Genomic DNA, 24,654 nt, shown 5'->3' with positions numbered 1-24,654 from the left:
TCTTAATCTCCAAAGCTGATTCCAATGGTCTTTGCCTCTTTAATCATCTGGCAGCCCGGGTCAACCGTCTTTAACTTGCCAGCCACATCCTTCAGTGGAACACGCTTTGTCTTATCATTAATCATCGCAATCATGTATCCGTAATCTTCATCAATGATTGCCTGGGCTGCTGCTGCACCAAGTCGTGTACAGAGTGCACGGTCATATGGGCATGGACTGCCACCGCGCTGGGTATGGCCCGGTACGGTTACACGTACTTCGGTGCCACTGCGTTTCTCAATCTGGTCTGCAATCTCATAGGATACAGACGGATATTTATAATTCTTTAACTTCTCTTTGTATTCTTTCTTAGAAAGTGCTGCATCTTCCTTGGAAATAGCACCCTCTGCTACCGCAAGAATGGTAAAGCCTTTTCCATCCCTGGTTCTCTTATCTATTGCTTCGATGACTTTATCAATATCATATGGGATTTCCGGCAGTAATATGATATCTGCGCCACTGGCAACACCTGCGTACAGGGTCAGCCAGCCCACTTTATGTCCCATGACTTCTACGATAAAGACACGATTATGGGATGCTGCTGTTGTGTGTATACAATCAATAGCTGCACATGCTACATTGATTGCACTATAGAAACCAAAGGTAATGTCTGTTCCATAGATATCATTGTCGATGGTCTTCGGCAGATGGATGACATTTAATCCTTCTTCCCGAAGGAGATTGGCAGTCTTCTGTGTTCCGTTTCCGCCAAGGATTACCAGACAATCCAGTTTCAGTTTATGATAGGTCTGCTTCATTGCTTCCACCTTATCCAGCCCGTTCTCATCCGGCACACGCATCAGTTTAAATGGCTGTCTGGAAGAACCCAAGATGGTTCCGCCCTTGGTAAGGATTCCCGAAAAATCCTTTGATGTAAGCAGGCGGTAATCGCCATAAATCAATCCCTTGTAACCATTATAAAAACCGTAGATTTCCAACTCATCCACATTATGACTTAATCCTTTTACCACGCTGCGCATTGCTGCATTTAATGCCTGACAGTCTCCGCCGCTGGTCAACATACCTATTCTTTTCATTTGCTGCATCCCTTTCTTTGCTTATTGTTGTGCATACGCCCACACATCCAAAATATATTATAATATATTTTTTTTTAGGGTACAAGCTATAATGCCCGCTTAAGCAATTTATTTACAGGCAATTACTTTCAAGATATAATCCCATACTCTCTTTGTGGAAGAAATGCTTAATTTCTCCTCTGTGGTATGAATGGCAATCATATCCGGTCCGATGGAGACAGCATCCAGTCCGTCAATCTTACCTGCTAAAATGCCACACTCAAGTCCGGCATGAATGGCTTCTACGGTTGGCTCTTTTCCATACATTTCCTTGAAAATGCGGACCATATCATCCCGGAGTACAGAATCCCTGCGGTATTCCCACGCAGGATAATTACCGGTATTGGTGACTCTTCCACCAAACTCTTCCACCAGCGCAGCAATACGTTTCAAAAGATATTCTTTTGCGGTTCCCACTGCACTTCTTACGGCATACTGCAGAGTCAGCTTATCTTTTTCCAGAGTCAGAACGCCGAGGTTTAAAGAAGTCTCTACCAGTCCCTTGATGTCATCACTCATGCGAAGAATTCCATTTGGAAGCAGGTTGATTAAAAGCACTGTTTTTCTTGCTGCAGCTTCTGTTAATACTTCCTTCTCACAGTTTTCTTCTACTGCTACGGATATCTGGATATCCGGGTCACTGGTGGAAAATTCATGGGTGATTTTCTCTGCAATTTCTTCTATTTTATGGACAAGCTGTGTGGCATCTTCCTGTACCATAAGCTCTGCTGCACTTTCTCTTGGAATGGCATTCTGCTTATTTCCGCCGGATAATGCTGCTATCTGATAATGATATTCATCTTTTAATTCCAAAAGAATTCTTCCCAGTAAAATGTTGGAGTTGGCTCTTCCTTTGTCAATTTCCACGCCGGAATGTCCGCCCTTTAAGCCTGCCACATGAATAGAAACAAGATTTCCTGCGCTCTTTTCCCATTCCGCCGGAAGCTCACATACGGTGCTGCATCCACCGGCACAGCTTACCAGCATGATTCCTTCATTTTCAGAATCCAGGTTCAGAAGCTTCTTTGCTTTCAAGTGGGAAACATCCAGTGCTACGGCACCTTCCATGCCAACCTCTTCGGACACGGTACAGATAAATTCGATACGCGGATGCGCAATACTGTCAGAGTCTAAGATTGCCAGTGCGTATGCAACTGCAATTCCATCGTCGCCGCCAAGGGTTGTTCCTTTTGCACTGATATAATCTCCGTTTACTTCCAGTGTCAGTCCGTCATTTTCAAAATCAATGGTGCTGCCCGGTTCTTTCTCGCACACCATGTCCATATGTCCCTGAATCATCAGTGGTGCAACGTCTTCATAGCCCGGTGCTGCCTCTTTGATGATAATGACATTTTTTACTTCATCCTGATAATATTCTAAGTTCCGTTCCTTTGCGAAGTTTACCAGATAATTGCTGATTTTCTCCTCTTTATAGGATGGACGGGGAATATTGCTGATTTCTTCAAAATAATGAAATACCTCTTTTGGTTCTAAGCCTGCTAATGCGCTCATTATGATTCCTTCTTTCTTAATTTATTCTCATATACGATAAAATGGTTGTTATGCAGAATCTTGATATACTGGGACAGTCTCTCGTAAAGAGGTTCTGCCTTGTCACCGAATCTTTCTTTTACCAGTGTACCAATCTCATAGATGGTTTTCTTTCCATCCATCTGTTCCCACACGAAGCTGCCGAATTCATCCAGCTCGATATAGCTGTATTTCGGTTTCTTAAATAACACCTGTGCGATTTTGTTAAACACACCTTTATTATGCATTTTTATTTCTATTTTGCCATCTTTGTTCTTATTACATTCAAATAATGTATTCGGACGTGGAATATAATCTAAATAATTGTCTTTTTTCTTTGCCATATTGCCTCCTGTTATCTTCGCTAGCAGTATAAAACATCTGCCGCCTTTTCGCAAGACGGCAGATGCAAGAACTACTTTATTCTGTTTTTAATTTTCTTTTTTCTTCTTTCCACGGATGAAAAGGATTAAGGTTACGGCAAGTAATGCAAAGAATACCAGTCCGCCAATGTTTCCTAAACTGAAACCGAATATTGCAGATAAGTTAAATGCATCTGCAAAGGTCTCTCCCTTGAATGGAATGACTGCGCAGACTGCAAGGAGTATTCCTACCAGACCCTCTCCGGCAATCAGACCGGATGAATAAAGCACTCCATTTTCCACTTTGTGTTTCTTCTCTTCTTCAGATTCACCCTTCTTCTTATCGAAGTATAAGCGGATTAATCCACCAACAATCATTGGTGTGCTTAAGTAAATCGGAAGGTAAAGACCTACTGCAAATGGCAATACCGGAATTCCAAGGATTTCTACTACTACTGCAATACCAACGCCTGCAAATACCAGTACCCAAGGAAGGTTTCCGCCCATAACTCCTTCTACTACCATCTTCATCAAGGTTGCCTGCGGTGCAGGGATTGCTGAGGAACCATAGCTCCATGCTGCATTTAACAGATATAATACTCCACCGATTGCAATAGCGGACGCTGCCACACCGATGATTTCACCAACCTGCTGTTTCCAAGGTGTTGCTCCTACCAGATAACCGGTCTTTAAATCCTGTGATGTATCTCCGGCGATTGCTGCGATGATACAGATGACAGAACCGATTGCAATAGAAGCTACCATTCCAGGCATTCCGATGGTTCCGGTTGCTTTTAAAATCATAGTTGTGATAAGCAGTGTTGCAATTGCCATTCCGGATACCGGGTTATTAGAACTTCCTACGATACCAACCATTCTGGATGATACGGTTGCAAAGAAGAATCCGAAGATTACAATAATAATTGCTCCAAGAAGGCTTACCGGAACTGCCGGAACCAGCCACATGATAATAGCCATGATTCCAATCGTAAGAATTACGATATTTATTGGAATATCTTTATTGAGACGGCTGTTGTCGCCATTTCCTTTGCTTCCGTAGCTCTTTAATGCCTGACGGAAGGTCTTTGCGATAAGTGGCAGATTCTTTACCAGACTGATGATTCCGCCTGCAGCAACTGCTCCTGCCCCAATGTAACGGATATAGTTTGACCAGATTCCTGATGCGCCAAGTTCAGATACCGGAACACTTGCCGGGAAAATGGTAAGGTCTGCGCCAAAGAGTGCGATTAACGGCATCAGTACGAACCAGCCGATTACTCCACCTGCAAAAATGTAGGAAGATACTCTGGCTCCACAGATATAACCAACTCCAAGAAGTGCCGGAAGTACATCCATTCCGATTCCGGAACCCTTGTAAGATTTGATTTCATAAGTCACTTCACTCGGGAATACTTTCAAACCATCTGTGATGAATTTGTATGCTGCTGCAATTCCCAGACCAGCAAATACGGTACTTGCTTTTGCTCCGCCTTCTTCTCCGGCTACCAGCACTTCTGCACATGCTTTTCCTTCCGGATAAGGAAGCTTTCCATGCTCCTGTACGATTAACGCACTACGAAGTGGAATCATAAACATAACTCCGATAACACCACCGATTAATGCAATCAATGCGATTTCCACTAAAGATGGCATGCTTGTGCCACCTTCCTCTGCCCACATGAACAGAGCCGGAAGTGTAAAGATTGCTCCTGCTGCAAGAGACTCTCCGGCAGAACCGATGGTCTGTACCATGTTATTCTCCAGAATGGAGTCCCTTCTTAAAATTACGCGGATAATTCCCATGGAAATTACCGCTGCCGGTATGGATGCCGACACTGTCATTCCTACTCTAAGTCCTAAGTATGCATTTGCTCCACCGAAAACTACGGCCAGCAGGATACCCAGAATAATAGAGATTGGCGTAAGCTCCGGCAAAACTTTGTCTGCCGGAATATACGGCTTGAACTCTTTTTCATTATTCATTTGTCTAATCCTCCTACTTATGGTCACTATAACCAATATAAATAATATTATACGGGCATTTGCCGGGTCTGTCAATGAAATCTGCTTGCATCCGGCAGGAAAATATTGTATGATATATATGTTATTGTGCAAAACACTTTACCACACGAATCCAACAAAGTGTATGCACTCTTTTTTATCTGGAGATGTATCGAAGTGGTCATAACGGGGCGCACTCGAAATGCGTTAGCCCTCCGGGGCACGCGGGTTCGAATCCCGCCATCTCCGTTTCATAAAAAGTGCCGGTGGAATTTTCCACCGGCACTTTTTATACGCTCCGGCACCTGTGTCCGGTATTATTTTTACTCCGGCAGATCCGGTATCAGTTCCACATAAATCTGATCGAAGTATTTCTTTAATTCCTCCCGGATTCCATTTCTGATTCTGGTGAGGGACTGCATTGTAATAATGTCATTGGGACTGTCTATGTATATTTCCACCCAGGTTTTTCGTCCGGTCTGGATTACATCCAAAAATTCTATCGTATAGGAACAGGTCTGCATATACTGTTCTGCAATGGAACGTATCTGATCCATAACTTCCTGCTCCGGTGCAAAGAGCACCAGCTCCCTGAGTCCATGCAATATCATTTTCACCGGTTCTACAATTAAGATTAATGCCATCACAATTGCTACTACCGGGTCTATGTACGGTGCCAGCCATTCGTACGGTGTCTTCTGCAGCAGGAACTGTCCGAAGAATGCGGCGGATACGCCAAAACTGCTGACTACATCCAGTTTCCAGTTATACATTTCCGCTTTTACCACTACGGATGCATACCGTTTACTGAAATAATGAAGCAGAAAATAGATGATAAGACAGCCGGCAAACACACCAAACTCAAAGCCTGCAAGCTGGCTGGCATTTACCATATGTCCGCCATGCAGGATGCTTTGCACACTGTCGATTAAAAGCTGGATGGTAACTACTAAAAGTACACTGTACTTGATTACCAGAAATAAAGATTCCACCTGGGAAAATCCATATGGTCTGCGTTCCGTTACCGGCCGGTACAACAGTGGCACCAGCACCAGAAACGGTCCTATCATTATTAAATCTGTCACATCAAATACGCAGTCCATCAGTATTGCATGGGAATGACTGATATATGCCATAACTCCTTCTGCTGCTACAAAGAGTACACTTCCAATAAAGGACAGGTTTATCATTCTTTTTTCCAGTTTCATTTTACTGGCTGCATTCATTTCCTTAATTACCGGTAAATCTTCATTGGCTGTACGGACTATTTTTCGTTCCGGCATTTTCTTTCCTCCCATTCCTGGCTGTTCAAAAGCACATCAGATATATTCTCTTTAAAAAATCACATCAAAAATCGTCCCTCCAGACGGACTGGCCTTAACTGTTATACTGCCATCATGCACTCTCACAATTTCATGAACCAGAGCAAGTCCCAGACCTACGCCCCCCAGTTCCCTGCTTCTGGATTTATCCACACGGAAGAATGGTTCAAACACGCGCTCCCGTAGTTCCTCCGGGATTCCGCTTCCTGTATCCTCTACTGACAGATAAACATGCTTTTCCTTCTGATACGCAGTAACTGTAACCAGTCCACCTGAATGATTATATTTTATTGCATTTTCAACAAGATTATATACCAGCCTGTAAATAAGAATATCACTTCCGACCATTGTTGTATTCTTGCATTTTCCAGCAAGCTTTATATTTTTTTCCTGTGCAAGAGGTTCCAAATCTGCCAGCACTTCATCAATGAGAGCGTCAACTGCAATTTTCTCATCTCTCCCCACCGTCTGAAGTTCGCTCATGTCAAGAAGTGTCTTTACCATCCTGCTGAGCCTGTCATTCTGTTCCGTAACCATCTTTATCGTCTGTAAAGTATCTGTATCATTGCCCGGATGTCTGGCGGAATTATATAAATCAAGCTGTACCTGCATTAAAGACAGCGGGGTTCGAAGCTCATGTGCTGCATTTGCGGTAAATTGTCTTTGTATCTCAAAGGCATCCGAAAGGCGTTCCAGCATTTTGTTATATGAAGCACTAAGCTGGTTCAGTTCTTTCACCTGATTCTCTTCTATCCGTGAATCTGCCAGATTCTGTGCCTGTACTTCTTCGATTTTATCCGAAAACTCTCTAATCGGTCTGAGGGCACGCCCACTTATAAAATATGTAGCCACTCCACCAAGAAGTGCCAATAAAGCTGAAATTATCAGGCTGCTTTTTTTGTAATCCGTCTTATTGTTATATACCTGGACCGAAAAATCATTTGCAAATTCGTCCCACTTGTCTTCCGGAATACTGATATATATTTCGTCTGATTCATTTCCATTCCCATCTCCCTGTGCATCAACAGTCTCCTGCAGGGAATCCATATAATACACACCGTTTTTATAGACCAGCATAGTCAGGCATCCACATATTACCGCAATATATAATGTAATGATACAGGTAAGCCTCCACTGCAGCGACATTCTTCTCATTTATCGGACTCCTCTCGTATTTTATACCCCTCTCCCACCTTGTTCAAAACCGGATCATATCCAAGCACGGACTTTAGTTTTCTTCTGAGTGACGACATATGCACTCTAATGGAGCCGCTAAAGCTATCCACGGATGCATCCCAGACATGCTCTATCAGTTCCTCCTGGCTGACCGGTCTGCCAAGATTAAGAAGAAGGTATTCCAGAATACCATTTTCTTTTCTTGTCAGGGGAACCATTTTCCCTTTTGCATATGCCTCGCGTCTTATCGTATTGAACTTAATTTCACCACTTTCCAGGCATATATCCTTCTGCACAAATTTTCTTCTTGTCAGGCTTCTGATACGTGCCTCAAGTTCCTGTAAATGAAACGGTTTTTCCATATAATCGTTTGCACCTGCATCCAGTCCCTCAACCTTATCGGCAATCTGTCCTCTTGCAGATAATATCAGGACCTTCGTCTCCTCATTTTTCTGTCTAAGTTCCCTTAAAATGTCCATTCCATCCATACCCGGCAGATTCAGATCCAGAACAATCAAATCATAATCCTCCGCCAGAATGCATTCCAGTGCCTCTTCCCCGTCATAGCAGGTATCCACCTCGTAACCGGCATCATACAGACTTTTTGCAATTGTGTCGCATATTTGTTTCTCATCTTCAACTATTAATAATCTCAAAAGCTTTCACCTGTTTCTTAACAAAAATTTTACAACTGCTATTGTATAATACCCAGGTCAGCAGGTCAATAAATTCAATAAATGAAAGGAGCAACAATATCTTGAAGTGTCAAAAAATATCTCAAATTGCCTTGCTTATCACCGGTATCACTATGGTCAGCTATGGTGCAATCAGAGGTGAAGCAGCTGCCGTACTTGGCAAAGCAATAAAATTATGTCTGGAGTGTGTCGGAATTGGATAAGAATAAAAAAATAATATCAAAAAGAGCTGCCGGAATACGTGGATGGATACAGGCAGCTGCCACGCTGCTTACTAATATTCATATTCCCAATTTATTCAAGGGTAAAATCTATCAGGGCAGTGCTAAAACGGTATGTGTACCCGGATTAAACTGTTATTCCTGTCCCGCTGCATCCGGAGCCTGTCCTATCGGAGCTTTTCAGGCAGTTGTCGGTTCATCGCGATTTAAATTTTCATACTACATAACAGGATTTTTTATTTTACTCGGTGTGACACTTGGGCGATTTATATGTGGTTTTTTGTGTCCGTTTGGATGGTTTCAGGATTTAATCCATAAAATTCCCGGGAAAAAATTTTCTACAGCCCGGCTGAAACCACTAAGATACCTGAAATATCTTATCCTTATTGTTTTCGTTATACTTCTGCCAATGTTTGTAACGAACTCCATTGGGATGGGGGATCCGTTCTTCTGCAAATACATTTGTCCTCAAGGCGTTCTGGAAGGGGCTATACCTCTTTCACTGGGAAATGTTGCCATACGATCTGCACTGGGAAAGCTATTTTCTTTTAAATGCCTTATTTTAATTACAGTTGTTGTGTTAAGTATTTTGTTTTACAGACCCTTCTGCAAATGGATTTGTCCTCTCGGGGCAATCTACTCACTGTTTAACAAGGTCAGCTTTCTTAAAATTAAGGTTGAAAACAGTAAATGTGTCGGATGCGGTCAGTGTTCCAATGCCTGTAAAATGGATGTTGATGTGCTCAAGACCCCGGATCATCCGGAATGCATACGATGCGGAGCATGTATAAAAGCCTGCCCTAAAGATGCCATCCACTATCAGTTTATGGGCATGCCATGCGAAAAAAGAGCATCCGCAGACAACAATATTCAAAAAAGTAACCATTAATTTTATTATCAATTATTCAAAGGAGAAATTATTCATGAAAACAAAAAGAACCGTTATTTCTATTTTTACCCTCTGTACAGCATTATTGTTTACAGCTTGTAGCGGAAAAGGAACTTCAAACACAGAAGCTTCCCGCGATACCCAGACCGAAGCCGGCTCTGAAGTTTCCAGCAGTTCCAATACTACGCTGGATGATTTATATCAGCAGGAGAATCAGCTCTTTGCTGATCATGAAGATGCATGGAACAAAGTATTTGGCATGATGAATAAAAGTACTGCTGATCCAAGCGGAAATTACGCCGACTATCTGGCTGCCGCCGTCGAATCAAATAAAGACTCATTTACAGAAGATGAATTAAAAACTCTTACAGATGATATTGAAACGATTCGAAAAATCGAGGAACAGATAGCAGCAATCGAAAAGGACAATACAGCATCTGACAATGCCTCCCAGAAGGATAATTCTGACGATACCTCTCCTTTCAGGAATTTCTCCGGTCAGGATTATGATGGTAATTCTGTTGACGAAAGCCTGTTTTCCGGAAATGCAGTAACTGTCGTTAATTTTTGGTTTACCGGCTGTAAGCCTTGTGTTGCCGAGCTGTCAAAACTTAATGAATTAAATGATACCATCAAATCCATGGGAGGAGAGGTAATTGGAATCAATACAGAAACCTTTGATGGAAACGAGGATGCCATCAAAGAAGCTGCAGCTATTCTGGAAAGCCAGGGGGCAGCATACCGCAATCTTTCCATTGACTCTGCTTCTGATGCAGGTAAATATGCCTCTGATATTATGGCATTCCCTACCACAATTTTAGTCGATAGAAATGGTAATATTGTGGGCGATCCGATGCTCGGTGGAATTGATAATCAGGACAACTACGATACCCTGATGAAACAGATTCAATCTGTAATTGATGCTGACGGTGCCAATAAATAAAACGCCCCTGTGGCTACAGTTCCATTGCAGTCATTCTGGTTATATGATATCCGCCGCCCATCGTTCTTTCCCGAACGATGAGGCGGCGGTTTTTTGCCAATTACATCTATCTGATTTTTACTCCAGTTCAACATAAGTTATAAAATATTTACTTTTTTAAATATTTTTCTTTAATGTTCCGAGATATTCTCCATTACAATAAACAAAGGGACCTGCTTCACCCTCTTCTCCAAAATACTCCGGTCTTAGCGACATAATATCGAGCAATTCATCCATATTATGCACCTTTGTTGCCTGATACGGCTGTTCAAAAGCAATCTTTTCTATAAACAAATAATAGTCACTGTACTTTATCAGAACACCGGTATGCCCCACAAAAACAACATCCGAGTATGGGTCATATATTACTATGCTAAGAAGAGAGAGCCTGTCACTATCCACTTGAAATCCATAATGTTTCCAGCTATCGGAAAATGTATTTTCCGGACGGCTACCATCTGTTACATTTTTTTCTCCATAGAGTGTGGTGAACATATTTTTATTCTCTTTTATGCTTTCATACCTGTCCACATTATCTATTGCTTCTGTATCAAACATTAAGTAGGTACCCTCATAGCTGCCTTCTGTCGATTCTGCGCGGAGCACACCATCCAGCAGAAGAAACGCTGTCATTCTGCAATCAGCATCCGAATAATCATGGTTCTGTTCCCAGCCATCCATACATTTTCCAATATCTGCTTTCATTTTTCCAGGATCTGACCAGCCATCCTCCAGTCCGGCATTTTTTCCGACAGTATCCGCGAAATCAGTCGTCCATTCCCGAAATGTATCTACATGGGAAGCTCCTGCTGATTCCAGTTCTTCACAAATCCCGGCAATGGAGTCTTTTCCTCCCATATATGTTGCAGCCGGCAGCTCCTGATTCTGTGATGCTTCTGTACAGGCACACAGCAACATGGACAGGAATACCATTGCTGCTGACAATCTCATTGTTATTTTGATTTTATTTTGCCTTTTCAACAGATAATACCTCTCCCTCAAACGGATCTACCTCAGAAATTGTTCCTGTATATTTTACCGTTACAGTATCTCCATTGCTGACATTTTCCAATCCCTCCGGTTTTTCTTCAAAAGTAAAACTATATGGCGTATCATTCTCATCTGTCACAACAAACATAAAATCCTTTATCTCATCAATGGTTCCTGTTAATTCTTTTTCTTCTGCTGTTCCTTCTTCTTTTCCCTCTTCGCTGCTATTTGTGATTGCATTATCCTGCTTCACCTCTGTTTGGCCACATCCTCCAAATAATCCAGCCCAAAATACCATTCCCATTACAATTGCGATTAATTTTTTCTTCATCATCCTATACCTCTTTCTTTTTTATCATGTTTTACAGTCTCTAAAATGCATCTCTGTAATGCCGCTTTGTAGAATTCCAGTCCACCATCAGTACATAGAACACTCTGCCGTATCGTCCATTTTCCACAATTCTGCCATGGTCAAGCACCCTCAGTGAGGTTCCATCTGCTTTCCGCAGATGGAAGTGTACATAATCATTGGAATGTCCTCCCCCTATCTGCTGCCAGATACTTTCTTCAACCTGCTCCCTTTCTTCTTCTTCAATCAGGTTACGGAAGCTTCCTTTTGTATACTCCTGCAGTTCTGCCATGGACCTGCATCCGGTGAGACGGATCATCTCATGGTTCGCAAAAAGAATTTCATCATTTTCTTTATCTGCTTTATAAATAATAAATGCTCCCGGAAGATTTTCCGAAACATCCTTCAATGCAAATCCAAGCTGCTTTCTGATTTCAAGTCCAATTCCTTCCCGGTACTGAAGACAGCCATTTTTCCCGTCAAGCTTTACTTCATAAAGTGCTGCATCTGCACAGCGCATCAACCGTGAATAGTTTTGTCCCTGCAACGGATACTCTGCATATCCCAGGGAAATAGTATATGTCACTTTTTCACCTTCATACCAGAAAGAACGCTTCTTTTTTGTAAACTGCTCCAGCTTTTCCCTTACTTCTTCGCCGGTGCAATTATCTAAGAAAATGCAGAATTCATCTCCACCTTTCCGTCCAAGCACTGCATGTTCCGGGAACGATTTCCGCATGCTTTCTGCTAATATCTGTAATGCCTTGTCTCCGGATTCATGTCCATATATGTCATTAATAAATTTGAAATCATCAATGTCAAACTGCGCTGCCACGCAAGAAGCTTCCGGATACTTTTTCAAATACTGTCTTACCTGCTCCTCAAATCCATGCCTGTTATTGATTCTGGTCAATACATCGGTTACAGCCAGCTTTTTAAATCTATTTTTATGCTCATCCAAAGCCAGAATCATAGAGACAAGTCCCGTCAGCAGCAGAACAATCAACAGTCCGCCAGCCAGCAGTCCATAAAAGTGCTCATAATTCGACCAGCCTGCCTTTGGCATGATTTCCAGTTTCCACTGACTTCCAACTGCTTCAAATTCATAAGCAACCGGATCCGTCAGAATTGCTCCTGAGCTACATACTTCTTCATATGTTGTATCCCATGGGGAAACGGTCTTTGATAACGTATAATCATAGTCAAAATCCGAAAGTGCTTTTAATGAATCAAAAAAAACATCCGGTACACGGATAATTACAATGGTAAATCCCCAGAATTCTTCTTCTCCGTTTTCATTTTTCAGGTATATCGGATTTCGTACTGCCATTCCGTATCCACCCTGCTCTAACTGAAACGGTCCCTGCATAATTTCAATATGGTTATCTCTGGCATAACGGGAAATTTCTCCCCTGTCTGCATCATTGAACAAGTCGATTTTTCCGGCTTCATTGCCCTCTTCCGGATATACCTCTGTTACTACACCATCCGGTGCAAGCTGGATACTCTGGGCGGAACCCATCATCATATCCTCTGCCACCTCTGAAAATTTATTAATCCTGCCATTTTCACTGACCAGAAGCTGCTTTAAAGCTTTTGTAACTCCAACTTCCTGTATAATATCAGACTTTATCCGCTCAGAATATACCATTGCATTCAGATTCGCCATTTTTCTGCTATTGTTTTGCTGTATATTTCCTACTCCATATAATACAGCTCCCAAAGCAGTCATCCCAAGCAGTAATACCATGACTGGCAATATTATTTTTCTCTTTTGTATCCGCATTTTCTGTCCTCACAACTACCCGAAAATCTTATTTCTCTTCTCATTCTGCTTCCTGTTATCAGGTATGCACTGAGTATAAACCCAAAAATCAGAACGCACAATATCAAAACAGCCGGGCTTCTCCTTCTATTTCCGTTCTTACTGGAATGCCACTACCTCGTAACCTGCCGCCTGCGCTGCATCAATAAATCTTCCAAGAATGGCTGTATTGGTGGCAGACTCCGCATGTAAAAGATAAATTGCTCCCGGATGCATCCGGTCTTTTAATTTCTGTAACGCTTCTGACTCGCCTGGCTGGTTATTGACATCATAGTCCTTGTATGCAAAGCTCCAGAACACGCTCTTGTAGTTGCAGTTATTGACCACTGCTAAGGACTGGTCACTGAATTTACCCGCCGGGAACCGGAACAGGTGCATATCATAGCCAAAATTATCCTTAATATACTGATGGTTCTCCATGACTTCATTTTTCTGCTGCTCCAGGCTCTGGGATGGAAGGCCCTCGGACGGATGGGTCACGCTGTGATTACCAATCTCATGTCCCTCGTCAATCATCCGCTGTACCAGCTCCGGCTGTGCCTTGGCATATGGCTCTGTCACAAAAAAGGTTGCCTTTACGCCCTTTTCCTTTAAAGTATCTAAGATTTGCGGCGTACAGCCATATTCGTAGCCTTCGTCAAAGGTCAGATAAATCTTCTTTTCATCTGCTCCGATAAAATTCGCCTGATAGTCTCCGTATTTTTCCTGATAAGAAACAGCTCCAATCGGCCGGTTCTCTTCATCAAAATTCACGCCCTGCCCCCAGTTCTGACAGGTTCCATCCAAAGCTTCCACATTGGCAATCTGCTGGTTGGTAATAACTTCTCCAACGTTTTTCGTATCTTCTGTGGCGGTACTGTCTTCTGTGCTGCCGGAGGTTCCATCTGTGTCTGTATCACCTGTTGTAGTATCTCCGATGGATGTATCTGCTTCTGTATTTCCACCTGTTCCGTCACCATGGTAAGTCTTATAAGTAGCAATAATGGCATCTCCAATAGCCGCCGCATATGCTTCCTTATTATCATCAAAAAGCTGATTGTCTTTGGCATTATTCATAAATCCCATTTCAACGATACAGGACGGCATATGGGAATGGCTGTTTACATAATAATCCTTTGAACTGCTCTTCTGGGTTCCCTTCTTCACATCACGGTCGCGCTGTACACCAACTCCGGCTAATCCCTGCTGGATATTTCCGGCAAGTCCCATGGTCTCTTCGTTGGCTCCACTGTATACCCATGTCTCTACTCCATATCCCTCTCCGGTATTCCGGTGCAGGGATACATAATAATCTGCTTCCGCTTCATTTGCTATATCACATCTCTCTGACAGTTTTAAGAAGGTATCATCACTTCGTGTCATGATGACATTCACATCTTTTTCCTGCAAATAACTCTGTACGGCAAGTGCCAGGGCAAGAGTATCATCTTTCTCATAGCGGTTCTTATAGTCAGAACCATTATCCTTTCCGCCGTGTCCCGCATCAATGCACACCGTCAGTCCCTTCTTATCCGGTTCCTTCTCCTCTTTATCTCCGGACAGCTTTTCCAGTATGCTGATGGTATAGTCTCCATTCCCATCTATAATAGGAAGATGTTTTTCCAAAACACCGGTCAGAAGGTTTACGATTCCCAGCACCAACAGCAATACCAGTACACAAAAAGCTGCTGAAATTGCATTTCTTATTCTCCTTAATTTCTTTCTTCGTTCTCTTTCTCTTCTTGTAGACAATGTTTTTCTCCGTTGTTTCTTATGTTTTCCGTAATTGCTTACAACCTATTTTCATTGTAAAGCAGCCCCCGCGGTGGGTCAATTTAAGATTTCTTAAATTTTTTCATAAACTGGTTTAATCCTGTTTTAATCTGTGTTAAATTATGATTTAATCATATTTGATATGGTAATGTGTTAGCTTGTTATGATTTCTATTTAAGATATATTTGCCACTGTACATTTCTATCGAGCGGCTATTTTGTCTATTTTATAGCATTTTCATTTTTCCGATTGATTTAAGGGGGTATTCGAATGATTATCCGAAACGGTCTTGTATGGGGTGATGACTTCACTTTCCATGAAAAAGACTTATATATCGATGATGCTACACATACAATCGTAGACAAACCGGTTTCCGAAAACGAGGAAATTCTGGATGCCAAAGGCAGCTATGTGATTCCGGGACTGGTTGATGTGCATATCCATGGTGCAAAGGGTCATGATTTCTGTGACGCAAATACAGACGGACTTTCCGATATTGCAGCTTACCTGCATTCCTGCGGTGTTACATCCTTCTGTGCAACATCCATGACTTTACCGGAAAACCAGCTTATGGAAATCTTTGAAACTGTTTCCGGTGTACCGGATGACGGAAACCATGCCTATGTAGCCGATATCCATATGGAAGGACCTTTCCTTTCCCCGGCAAAGAATGGTGCCCAGAAAGAAAGTTACCTCTGCGACCCTAGTATAGACGTATTTCGCCGCTTGTCAGAAGTATTCAGTGGCAAAATAAGGTTAATTACCATCGCTCCGGAACTTCCGGGAGCAGACAAATTTATCGAAAAAAATCCATGATGAAGTTGCTATTTCTCTTGGACACTCTACTGCTTCTTACGAAATTGCCTCAAAGGCCTTCGCAGCAGGTGCCAGCCATGCAACTCATCTGTTCAACGCCATGCCGGCATTCCATCACCGTGACCCGGGTATTGTGGGTGCCGCTGCTGATGCCCCACATACAATGGTAGAAATTATCTGTGATGGCATCCACATCCATCCAGCCGTTATCCGTAGCGTTTTCCGCATATTTGGAGATGACCGCGTCATCTTAATCAGCGATGCCATGCGTGCAACCGGAATGGCAGATGGTACTTATGAACTTGGCGGACAAACTGTATACAAAAAAGGCCGTTTTGCAACCCTGCCAAGAGCATTGGAATGGAGAAAACCATCGGCAGCCTGACCCCGGGTGCAAGGGCTGATGTACTTCTGTTGAATAAGAAATACGAATTAGAACGCGTATTATGATTATTTAATCATCTTTTAATTATTTAGTCTCCCTTTCTTTTTACTGGACTTTGTGTCTTTTTTAAGATTCCAGAGAGCCCTTTGGTTCTCGCAATAAATCAAGAAAAGCCTCCGTCCCAGGACGGAGGCTTTTCACTTACTTACGAAAGAATCTCGCAAAGCATGTTTCTCGATTCATCTGATTCTTAGTCTAATATCATCTGCACGCAGCCGTACATTCCGGCATCATTTCCAAGGGATGCCAGTGCAAACTTGGTGTCCTTGCAGGATGCAAATGCATGCTCTTTGAAATGTTTTGCTATGGTATCAATTAAAATATCTCCTGCCCTGGATACGCCGCCACCGATTACGAATACCTGTGGATTAACGACACAGGCAATATTAGATAACGCCATACCAAGTGTCTCGCCTAAGATTTCTACCGCCTCTAATGCCAGAGCATCTCCTTTTTTTGCCTCATCAAAGATATCCTTTGCTGTCAGCGGTTCAAATCCGCGTAAGGAAGACTCATCATCTTTCTCAACCAGAAGTTTCTTCGCCATGCGAACGATTCCGGTAGCTGATGCGTACTGCTCTAAGCAGCCATGTCTGCCACATCCGCAGGTATCTTTTTCCTCTGTATTGACGGTAATATGTCCAATTTCGCCGCCCGCTCCGTTTGCGCCCGGAATAATTTTGCCATTTTGAATGATTCCGCCGCCAACACCGGTTCCAAGCGTAACCATAACGACTCCGGTGTAACCTTTTCCACCGCCCTGCCACATCTCGCCAAGGGCTGCTACATTCGCATCATTTCCTACTTTAACCGGAAGACCTGTCTTACTGCTTAATTCATCGGCAACCTGAACCTGTCCCCATCCGAGGTTTACACATACGGAAACAGAGCCATCTTCTAATACAGGGCCAGGAACACCTACGCCGATTCCTTCCACATCTTCTTTTGCAATGGATGCTGATTTCATTTTCTCGTCAATGGATGCTGCCACATCATCTAAAATATGTCCGCCATTATCTGCCTTGTTGGTTGGGATTTCCCACTTATCCAGCATTTTTCCGCTGGTCTCAAATAATCCGATCTTACAGGTGGTTCCACCAATGTCTACGCCAAAACCGTACTTCTTCATCTTTATCTCCTTTATTATGTTAAATTTTCTTCTCTCCGACTTTCTTATGAAGAACCCTTATCTTTATTATATTATATTTTTTAATTTTATGCATTAAAAACCGAGCATCCTGTTTTGAATTCTCGTTGCAAACGTTACCTGAACAGCCAACTCAGTCCAGGCGACCTTACGGCACACAGGAGCTTCCGCTTAGGGCTGCTTCATTCCTGACCTGACCCGGTTCACAGATTCCTGTTGCGTAAGACCCAGACATCAACGCCACTTATTCAGGGCTGCTTTACAATTTCAAACCCGAGACAGGATATCACCCCAGCTATAGCGGATTGCTGGTACAGGGCACCGCTGCCACCCCGGCTGCTCGGAATCTAAATTATAGCCTATTTTATGCCGGATTGTCAAGGTTTTGCCTTCATTTTCTGCTGTTTCTTCTTCTCACGCAACCGTCTGAAAAATTCCGACAGCATGTCCGAACATTCTTCCTCTAATACACCCCGTTCTATCTCTACCTGATGATTAAATGCTGCCACCTGCAAAAGATTCATCACTGAACCGGCGCATCCAGCCTTGGGATTCATAGTTCCGATTACCACCTTTTTCATACGGGACTGCACAATGGCTCCCGCGCACATCTGGCATGGTTCTAAGGTCACATACATCACGCAGTCCTCAAGCCTCCAGTCCCCGGTCTTCTTTGATGCCTTTTTAATGGCAGTCAGTTCCGCATGGGAAAGTGTATTTTTATCGGTATTGCGCCGGTTATAGCCCCGGGCAATAATTTTATCATTCTGCACAATCACGCAGCCAATCGGAACTTCCTCTAATTTTTCTGCTTTCCTTGCCTCCCGCAGGGCGGCTTTCATATATTTTATCTCCGGTTCCATGTTTACTCCTGACTTTTACTCTTTTCTCTGTTATAATAATAGCATATTTTGAGCGTAACAAAAAGGTATTCTTATACCAGCTGCAGGAGTTAATAACATGAAATTTATCTATGAAACAGACCGCTTAATCCTGAAATTGTTAGGGGAAGATGATGCCCCTGCAGTTCTTCAGTTTTATAAGCAGAACCGGAATGTCTTTGAGCCATATGAAACCATACACCCGGAGCAGTTCTATACGGTGGCCTACCAGCAGACCCTGATGAACTGTGAGCTGAGTCTCACCTTAAAGCACAGCCTCATCCGCTTCTATATATTCCGCAGGGAAAATCCCGACGAAATCATAGGCACCATCTGCTTCCGCAATATCAACCGTTCTACTTACTATTCCTGTGAGACCGGCTATCGCTTTTCCCCTGCATACTGGCACAGAGGATACGCCCGCGAAGCCCTTGCTTTTGGTATTCAGCTTATGTTTGAAGAATTTCATCTGCACCGGATAGAAGCTGCCGTCATGCCGGAAAATACCGCTTCCATCCGTCTGCTAGAATCCCTTGATTTCCAACAGGAAGGTGTCGCCAGGGAATATGCCCTGATACAGGGAAAATGGGAAGACCATATCCGGTTCGCCCTTATTCGTCCATCCGGCGATACCAGTAGCCAAAACTCCCCTCTAACTGCCGGCACGGCTTTTCCGTCCGGAACTGTGGAAAACCAAAAATAGCCGCCATTACTTTTTCCGGCTTCTGATAAACCCCCGGCACCGCCAAGAACAGCTCTCGTCCTTCCGGCGTCACCTGTTCTCCGAAGAAAAGATACCGGTAATTAAAGAAACCATGCAGAAGAAAGCTGTTATTCCCAAGACACCAGTATTTCTGTGGCAGCTCCCGTAAATCCTGCAGTTCCATATGAACGCAGGTTATATTCTCTCCTTCAAAAGGATGCAGGATCGTCATTTTCTGCTTCAGATTCTCCCAGTGCTCCCAGATGGAGGCCTCTTTTTCCCCAGTGCCTTTTTCCTGCGTGCTTCTTTCCTGGATTCCTTTTTCCATGCTTATCTGTTCCGGGAAAATATGGTGCATCGGCACTTCCTCAGTCTGAAGAGACGGCTCTTCTGCAGCTTGCATTTCTATTTCTTCCTTATGTATCTCCCCATTGTCCCACTGGCTGCCATAAAAATTACCATCTGCCGGCTGAATCAGAATTCCACAGACATCCTGTATATGACAGGTTTCATCGCCCAGCTCACCATCAGAAATCCTTCCACTATAATCTGAGCTTTGGGACATCAGCCGCATATTACCCACCGGAAAAGCCAGAATTTTTCCTTCCCTACGGATAAAAAGGCTTACCTTTCCTTCCTGCCCCGCATATTCTGTTCCTTTTAAATGTATCTCTAATCTGCAGATGTCTCCGCGCATTTCTACTCTGGCAAATCCGGCAAGATATTCCTTTGTATCATTTTCATAATAATAAAGATATGCAACGAACCGTTTAAACTGCGGCATAACCTTTCCTTCCTATATCTTTTTGTTCCTTATATCATATTCCATCTTCTAAGATTCCATGCAGATTTTTAGCCTATACTTCCCATACATGCAGATTTTTACTTTACACTTCTCCTTGACAAAGTTCCTTTTAAGAATTATATTGAAATCAATAACGATTATTATTATTTGTTAAGGAGAATATATGATTAAATTTAGCCGACAACGGGAAAGTATTAAGAATAACCTGATGGGACGTACCGACCATCCGACTGCCGAAACAGTTTATTCCGATATCCGGCAGGAATATCCCAACATCAGTCTGGGAACGGTATACCGCAATCTCTCTCTCCTGGCTGATTTAGGCGAGATTCAAAAGATTTCAACGGAAAATGGGCCGGACCGCTTTGATGGTAATCCGAAACCTCATTACCACTTCTTCTGTACAAACTGTAATTCCGTCCTCGATTTAAAAATGAAAAACATTGATCTGATTAACGTTATTGCTGCAGAGGAATTTGCCGGTTTGATTGAGGGACATATTACCAGATTCTACGGACTTTGTCCGGAATGTAAAAAGTTATTGGATAAATCCGGTTCTCTGCCGGATAAATCAACCAATTTTGCAGAAAATAAAAAAGAAAAACGAAATCAGAAAATCTCAAAAAAAACAGTTGACATTTAAAAATAATTATGCTAATTTAATATCAGTAACAATTACTATTATTGATATATAAATACATTTATAAAAAGAAAAGGAGATTTTAAAATGAAAAAATTTGTTTGTACAGTATGTGGTTATGTTTATGAAGGTGAAAGTGCTCCGGAGTTCTGCCCGGTATGTAAGGCTCCGGCTGAGAAATTCAAAGAACAGACAGGTGATAAGACATGGGCTGCTGAGCATGTAGTTGGTGTAGCACAGGGTGCTCCAGAAGATATCATTGCTGATTTAAGGGCAAACTTCGAAGGAGAATGTTCTGAGGTTGGAATGTACCTTGCAATGGCAAGAGTTGCACATAGAGAAGGATATCCGGAAATCGGACTTTACTGGGAGAAAGCAGCTTTTGAAGAGGCTGAACATGCAGCAAAATTCGCAGAACTGCTTGGTGAAGTTGTAACCGACAGCACAAAGAAGAACCTGGAAATGCGTGTAGATGCAGAAAATGGTGCTACTGCTGGTAAATTTGACCTTGCAAAACGTGCCAAAGCTGCTAACCTCGACGCAATCCATGATACAGTTCATGAGATGGCTAGAGACGAGGCAAGACACGGAAAAGCTTTTGAGGGTCTGTTAAAGAGATACTTTGGTTAATCTTAAAACCGTATAGAATAAGCATTTTAAGGATAGATGGTTCATGAACTGTCTATCCTTTTTGTATTCCATAACATGCGAATAAAAATACGAATATAAAAAATATAAAGTGATTGCATAATTGCATGATTGTTGTATAACACTTGGCTTGCAAACGCCGGAATCAGATTATAATGTATTGTTCAAAAGCCCTATTTTACTACGTTTCAGCCATTTTATCATAGACTGTCATACCATTAGCTTCTCCGGATATTTTTTTCTACATCGACACACAATGGACTTCATTTCCATGCGCCCGGATGATACGGAGTAAATCCTCTGTCTTCATCCATATAGTAGCAGTATTCTCGTTGGGATGTACTCCAATCAATGCATCATTTTCCAGAAAATAAGCATCCACAAATACCTTCACGCTGCAGGTTTCATCGTTGAGTACTCCAAGCGGCGTTACCGAACCCGCCTGCAGTCCCATTTTCTCAGTTAAATCTTCTTCCGAGGCAAAACTTAACGGACGCGTTCCATTTGCCTTTCGAAATGCCTTTAAATCTACCCTCTGGTTCCCTCGCACTGTAATCAGATAATAATTCTGCTTCTTATTATCACGTACAAAAAGATTCTTGGCATCTGCCTGTGGATAAGGAATTTCCACATCTGATAAATCTTCCATATTATAAACAGCTTTATGCTCTGTCACTTCGTACCAGATATGCTGTTGACTCAGGTATTCATAAATTTCCTGCTTATTCATTGTATTTCCTCGCATTCTTCCCGCTTGCGTTCATTATATCATGTGCAAAACCAGCCCATGATCAATATTCGCCGTTCGCCAAAAGTGAGCAGGCTCCCTATGGCTCGCTTGCGCTCACTATATCATAAACTTTTTATAAAATTTTTTCCAGTTCACTTTACATTTTTTCCTTCCGGTGCTAGTATACCATCAAAATAATTATTTCATTTTTGAACTATTTCATTTTGAAGTATTTTCATCAGGAGGACTCTTACATGAATACAGGTATTGCATTTGCAAGAAAAATGTCTGCTGCCTACACTGCCGTATGTAAGCCTTTGTGCCAGTCACTGCATCTGCCGCAGACTGCTTTTGATATTTTGATGTTTTTAGGAAATAATCCGGAATATTCAACTGCCAGAGATATTGTTGAAGTGCGCCAGATTAAGGCAAATCTGGTCTCCGTCAATGTAGACCGGCTGGTGAAAGACGGTTATCTCAGCCGCAAAGAGGTTGCCGGCGACCGCCGGAAGACACAGCTTCTATGTACGAAAAAAGCTGCCCCTGTTATAAAAAAGGGACAGACTCTGCAGCAGGATTTTGCCGACCGGCTGATTGCCGATCTGGATGATGCCACGAAAGATGCCTTTTTTAAAGGAATTGCACAGATGGAGACAACGCTGGATATGATTTTAAAGGAGGTATCCTAAAATGGATTTATTAACTACGATTTTTGTTACATTTTTTGCGGGCATGGGTGCCGGACTTGGAACCGGTTTTGCCGGCATGAGTGCCGCTGCTGTCATCAGTCCGCTGCTTATTCATTTTCTAGGCATTGACCCATATATGGCAGTCGGCATTGCGCTTTCTTCCGATGTTTTGGCAAGTGCCATTTCTGCCTATACATATGGAAAGCATAAGAACCTCGATATTAAAAACGGTCTGATTATGATGGTCAGCGTATTGCTTTTCACCGTAGTAGGAAGCTATGTTTCAAGCCTTGTTCCTTCTGCCACAATGGGTAACTTTTCCGTTTTCATGACCTTCCTGTTAGGAATCAAATTTATCGTAAAACCGGTTATGACCACGAAAGAATCCATGTCCGCCGTTTCTGCAAAGAAACGTGCCGTCCAGTCCGTAATCTGCGGTGTGCTGATTGGTTTTATCTGTGGCTTTGTTGGTGCCGGAGGCGGCATGATGATGCTTTTAATCCTGACCTCTGTACTTGGATATGAACTGAAAACTGCTGTTGGAACCAGTGTATTTATTATGACCTTTACCGCACTTACCGGTGCCTTTTCCCATTTTGCCATCGGCGGACTGCCGGATGTCACCGTCTGGGTTCTGTGCATTGTATTTACCTTAATCTGGGCAAGAATTGCCGCTGTCTTTGCCAATAAGGCTACCCCAAAGACACTGAACCGGGTTACCGGTGTCATCCTGGTAATTCTTGGAATTGTGGTAATGATTTTTTAAGCTCCCCAGACCTCTTCTGCGATTTCCTTAACAAGCTTCAGTTTCGCCCACTGTTCTTCTTCCGTAAGCTTGTTACCGATTTCGCAGGAGGCAAATCCACACTGTGGACTTAAATAGAGATTTTCCAACGGAACATATTTGGACGCTTCTTTTATTCTTGCAATGACTGACTGCTTGTCTTCAAGCTTCGGTGTCTTGGTGGTAACAAGTCCTAATACCACCTTCTTATTGCCGGTTATTTTTGCCAGCGGTGCGAAACCACCGGAACGCTCATCATCATATTCCAGATAATAAGCATTGACATTCTCCTCTCCGAATAACAAATCTGCTACTCCGTCATATGCGCCGGAGCTGAAGAAAGTAGAATGATAATTTCCACGGCATACATGGGTGTTGATGGTCAGGTCAGCCGGTGCCTCTTCTACTACCTTATTATTTAATGCAAGAATAACCTTCTTATATTCTTCCAATGCTTCGCCTCTTCTTCCGGTCAGTGCAACGGCAAGCTTCGGATTTACCAGTCCACCCCATACACAGTCATCGAACTGAAGATTTCTGCAGCCTGCTGCATAGATTTCCTCAATAAATTCTCCATATGCCCTGATGACATCCTCTGCAAAAGCTTCTTCTGTTCCATAAATTTCAAGGGTTGTATCCAAAAGCTCTGCGCCGGTGAAATAAGCATAGAACTGGGCTGGAGATGGAACGGTCTGCTTTGCTATGGTATTCTCATCTTCCAGTGCTTTTACAAATTTGAAATGCTCAACGAATGGATGATTCTTTATGGAAATCTTTCCCACCATGAAAGTGTCATCTATCATTGCTGCTTCGCCGTCAAAGGTTGTATTTCCATCTACAGTCTTCTTATGCTCGATTCCATCGAATCCCCACATAAAGTCCAGATGCCAGGTGGCTCTGCGAAACTCCCCATCGGTAATCACATGGTATCCAAGCTCCTTTATCTTTGCGACCAGTTCTAAAATACAGACATCCTCTACCTCTTTTAACTGCTCTCTGGTAATTTTCCCTGCTTCAAAGTCAGCACGGGCTTTCTTTAATTTTTCCGGACGTAAAAAACTTCCTACATAATCGTATCGGAACGGTGTTGTTAAATTCTTCATTCTGATTTTCTCCATTTCCTGTGAATTGATTTCCCTCATTATAATTGGAGTTCC

At 42.7% G+C, this 24,654-nt stretch carries 25 protein-coding genes, 1 tRNA gene, 1 other RNA gene and 1 pseudogene; 11 read left to right on the top strand and 17 right to left on the bottom strand.

All coding sequences use genetic code 11. From position 1 onward, the window contains the following. Positions 1-2: 2 nt before the first annotated feature. The 4 genes from DXB43_RS10560 to DXB43_RS10545 form a co-directional block, all read right to left on the bottom strand. Positions 3-1,076 carry a 6-phosphofructokinase gene (locus DXB43_RS10560; protein ID WP_117697946.1) on the bottom strand — a complete coding sequence of 358 codons (1,074 nt, stop codon included), beginning with the start codon at positions 1,074-1,076 and terminating at the stop codon, positions 3-5. A gap of 108 nt (positions 1,077-1,184) precedes the next feature. After that, positions 1,185-2,627: an aminoacyl-histidine dipeptidase gene (locus tag DXB43_RS10555; RefSeq protein WP_117697860.1), complete on the bottom strand. Its 1,443-nt coding sequence runs from the start codon at positions 2,625-2,627 to the stop codon at positions 1,185-1,187. Continuing rightward, complete coding sequence (locus DXB43_RS10550; RefSeq protein WP_022244312.1) at positions 2,627-2,989, bottom strand: PqqD family protein; 363 nt, start codon at positions 2,987-2,989, stop codon at positions 2,627-2,629. The genes DXB43_RS10555 and DXB43_RS10550 overlap by 1 nt, the downstream gene beginning before the upstream one ends. An 87-nt stretch (positions 2,990-3,076) precedes the next feature. Further along, positions 3,077-4,990 (bottom strand): OPT family oligopeptide transporter, encoded by a 1,914-nt coding sequence (locus DXB43_RS10545; RefSeq protein WP_117947529.1) that lies wholly within the window; start codon positions 4,988-4,990, stop codon positions 3,077-3,079. Positions 4,991-5,171: 181 nt separating this feature from the next. Between DXB43_RS10545 and DXB43_RS10540 the strand changes: the two genes are divergently transcribed. After that, positions 5,172-5,257, top strand: a tRNA-Ser gene (locus tag DXB43_RS10540). Between the two features lie 74 nt (positions 5,258-5,331). Here DXB43_RS10540 and DXB43_RS10535 read toward each other — a convergent pair. Genes DXB43_RS10535 through DXB43_RS10525 form a run of 3 tightly spaced genes read right to left on the bottom strand, consistent with a single transcriptional unit; the run spans position 5,332 to position 8,162 of the window. Further along, a complete protein-coding gene (locus tag DXB43_RS10535) occupies positions 5,332-6,291 on the bottom strand; it encodes a cation diffusion facilitator family transporter (protein ID WP_158561576.1) in 960 nt (319 codons plus the stop codon). Between the two features lie 51 nt (positions 6,292-6,342). Then, entirely contained in the window at positions 6,343-7,485 is a 1,143-nt protein-coding gene (locus tag DXB43_RS10530; RefSeq protein ID WP_117947527.1) for a sensor histidine kinase, read from the bottom strand. Continuing rightward, positions 7,482-8,162 (bottom strand): response regulator transcription factor, encoded by a 681-nt coding sequence (locus tag DXB43_RS10525; RefSeq protein ID WP_022244316.1) that lies wholly within the window; start codon positions 8,160-8,162, stop codon positions 7,482-7,484. The genes DXB43_RS10530 and DXB43_RS10525 overlap by 4 nt, the downstream gene beginning before the upstream one ends. 101 nt (positions 8,163-8,263) lie before the next feature. Between DXB43_RS10525 and DXB43_RS10520 the strand changes: the two genes are divergently transcribed. Genes DXB43_RS10520 through DXB43_RS10510 form a run of 3 tightly spaced genes read left to right on the top strand, consistent with a single transcriptional unit; the run spans position 8,264 to position 10,254 of the window. Next, positions 8,264-8,404, top strand: coding sequence for a CD1871A family CXXC motif-containing protein (locus DXB43_RS10520; protein WP_197420846.1), 141 nt, complete (start codon positions 8,264-8,266; stop codon positions 8,402-8,404). Then, positions 8,397-9,311 (top strand): 4Fe-4S binding protein, encoded by a 915-nt coding sequence (locus DXB43_RS10515; RefSeq protein WP_117947526.1) that lies wholly within the window; start codon positions 8,397-8,399, stop codon positions 9,309-9,311. Before DXB43_RS10520 ends, DXB43_RS10515 begins: the two co-directional genes overlap by 8 nt. Before the next feature lie 34 nt (positions 9,312-9,345). After that, entirely contained in the window at positions 9,346-10,254 is a 909-nt protein-coding gene (locus DXB43_RS10510) for a TlpA disulfide reductase family protein (protein ID WP_117947525.1), read from the top strand. A 156-nt stretch (positions 10,255-10,410) separates the two neighbouring features. Here the strand turns inward: DXB43_RS10510 and DXB43_RS10505 are convergent, their stop codons facing one another. The 4 genes from DXB43_RS10505 to DXB43_RS10490 form a co-directional block, all read right to left on the bottom strand. Then, on the bottom strand, positions 10,411-11,244 hold the full coding sequence (locus DXB43_RS10505) for a DUF4300 family protein (RefSeq protein WP_117947539.1): 834 nt from the start codon (positions 11,242-11,244) through the stop codon (positions 10,411-10,413). Positions 11,245-11,257: 13 nt separating this feature from the next. Then, complete coding sequence (locus DXB43_RS10500; RefSeq protein ID WP_242988784.1) at positions 11,258-11,617, bottom strand: hypothetical protein; 360 nt, start codon at positions 11,615-11,617, stop codon at positions 11,258-11,260. A 37-nt stretch (positions 11,618-11,654) separates the two neighbouring features. After that, positions 11,655-13,418, bottom strand: a complete 1,764-nt coding sequence (locus tag DXB43_RS10495; protein ID WP_117947524.1) for a sensor domain-containing diguanylate cyclase — start codon at positions 13,416-13,418, stop codon at positions 11,655-11,657. Between the two features lie 138 nt (positions 13,419-13,556). After that, complete coding sequence (locus DXB43_RS10490; RefSeq protein WP_243006675.1) at positions 13,557-15,188, bottom strand: N-acetylmuramoyl-L-alanine amidase; 1,632 nt, start codon at positions 15,186-15,188, stop codon at positions 13,557-13,559. Positions 15,189-15,479: 291 nt separating this feature from the next. Between DXB43_RS10490 and DXB43_RS15495 the strand changes: the two genes are divergently transcribed. Together DXB43_RS15495 and DXB43_RS15490 are read left to right on the top strand one after the other, a co-directional pair. Further along, positions 15,480-16,025, top strand: a complete 546-nt coding sequence (locus DXB43_RS15495) for a hypothetical protein (RefSeq protein ID WP_243006674.1) — start codon at positions 15,480-15,482, stop codon at positions 16,023-16,025. 100 nt (positions 16,026-16,125) lie between these two features. Next, a complete protein-coding gene (locus DXB43_RS15490) occupies positions 16,126-16,410 on the top strand; it encodes a hypothetical protein (protein WP_330417878.1) in 285 nt (94 codons plus the stop codon). A gap of 250 nt (positions 16,411-16,660) precedes the next feature. On the opposite strand, the gene DXB43_RS10480 is transcribed toward DXB43_RS15490, so the two are convergent. From DXB43_RS10480 to tadA, 3 genes are all read right to left on the bottom strand, one after another. Next, complete coding sequence (locus DXB43_RS10480; protein ID WP_117947523.1) at positions 16,661-17,599, bottom strand: ROK family glucokinase; 939 nt, start codon at positions 17,597-17,599, stop codon at positions 16,661-16,663. 100 nt (positions 17,600-17,699) lie between these two features. Continuing rightward, positions 17,700-17,961, bottom strand: an RNA gene (gene ffs / locus DXB43_RS10475) — signal recognition particle sRNA large type. 33 nt (positions 17,962-17,994) lie between these two features. Continuing rightward, entirely contained in the window at positions 17,995-18,480 is a 486-nt protein-coding gene (gene tadA / locus DXB43_RS10470) for a tRNA adenosine(34) deaminase TadA (protein ID WP_022244326.1), read from the bottom strand. 97 nt (positions 18,481-18,577) lie between these two features. Here tadA and DXB43_RS10465 point away from each other — a divergent pair, with 97 nt between their 5' ends. Continuing rightward, entirely contained in the window at positions 18,578-19,201 is a 624-nt protein-coding gene (locus tag DXB43_RS10465; protein ID WP_117947522.1) for a GNAT family N-acetyltransferase, read from the top strand. Here DXB43_RS10465 and DXB43_RS10460 read toward each other — a convergent pair. Beyond that, on the bottom strand, positions 19,110-19,985 hold the full coding sequence (locus DXB43_RS10460; RefSeq protein WP_117947521.1) for a DUF6128 domain-containing protein: 876 nt from the start codon (positions 19,983-19,985) through the stop codon (positions 19,110-19,112). The two genes, DXB43_RS10465 and DXB43_RS10460, sit on opposite strands and share 92 nt — an antisense overlap. A 184-nt stretch (positions 19,986-20,169) precedes the next feature. Between DXB43_RS10460 and DXB43_RS10455 the strand changes: the two are divergent. Together DXB43_RS10455 and DXB43_RS10450 are read left to right on the top strand one after the other, a co-directional pair. Further along, positions 20,170-20,541: pseudogene (locus DXB43_RS10455) on the top strand (Fur family transcriptional regulator); the annotation flags it as partial. A 192-nt stretch (positions 20,542-20,733) separates the two neighbouring features. Next, on the top strand, positions 20,734-21,276 hold the full coding sequence (locus DXB43_RS10450; RefSeq protein ID WP_022244330.1) for an NADH peroxidase: 543 nt from the start codon (positions 20,734-20,736) through the stop codon (positions 21,274-21,276). Positions 21,277-21,535: 259 nt separating this feature from the next. Here the strand turns inward: DXB43_RS10450 and DXB43_RS10445 are convergent, their stop codons facing one another. Continuing rightward, positions 21,536-22,024, bottom strand: coding sequence for a prolyl-tRNA synthetase associated domain-containing protein (locus tag DXB43_RS10445; protein ID WP_117947519.1), 489 nt, complete (start codon positions 22,022-22,024; stop codon positions 21,536-21,538). Positions 22,025-22,278: 254 nt separating this feature from the next. On the opposite strand from DXB43_RS10445, the gene DXB43_RS10440 reads away from it, so the two are divergent. Together DXB43_RS10440 and DXB43_RS10435 are read left to right on the top strand one after the other, a co-directional pair. Beyond that, the gene (locus tag DXB43_RS10440; RefSeq protein ID WP_117947518.1) at positions 22,279-22,713 is read left to right on the top strand and encodes a MarR family winged helix-turn-helix transcriptional regulator; all 435 of its coding nucleotides are present in this window, start codon (positions 22,279-22,281) and stop codon (positions 22,711-22,713) included. 1 nt (position 22,714) lies between these two features. Next, positions 22,715-23,479 (top strand): sulfite exporter TauE/SafE family protein, encoded by a 765-nt coding sequence (locus tag DXB43_RS10435; RefSeq protein WP_117947517.1) that lies wholly within the window; start codon positions 22,715-22,717, stop codon positions 23,477-23,479. On the opposite strand, the gene DXB43_RS10430 is transcribed toward DXB43_RS10435, so the two are convergent. Next, entirely contained in the window at positions 23,476-24,600 is a 1,125-nt protein-coding gene (locus tag DXB43_RS10430; protein WP_117947537.1) for a 5-methyltetrahydropteroyltriglutamate--homocysteine S-methyltransferase, read from the bottom strand. The genes DXB43_RS10435 and DXB43_RS10430 overlap by 4 nt on opposite strands. Positions 24,601-24,654: the final 54 nt, after the last annotated feature.

Source organism: Roseburia sp. OM04-10BH, from assembly GCF_003462605.1.
Lineage (GTDB): Bacteria > Bacillota > Clostridia > Lachnospirales > Lachnospiraceae > Roseburia_C > Roseburia_C amylophila.
The sequence above is the reverse complement of the archived record's forward strand: the minus strand, read 5'-3'. Positions and strand labels throughout refer to the sequence as shown.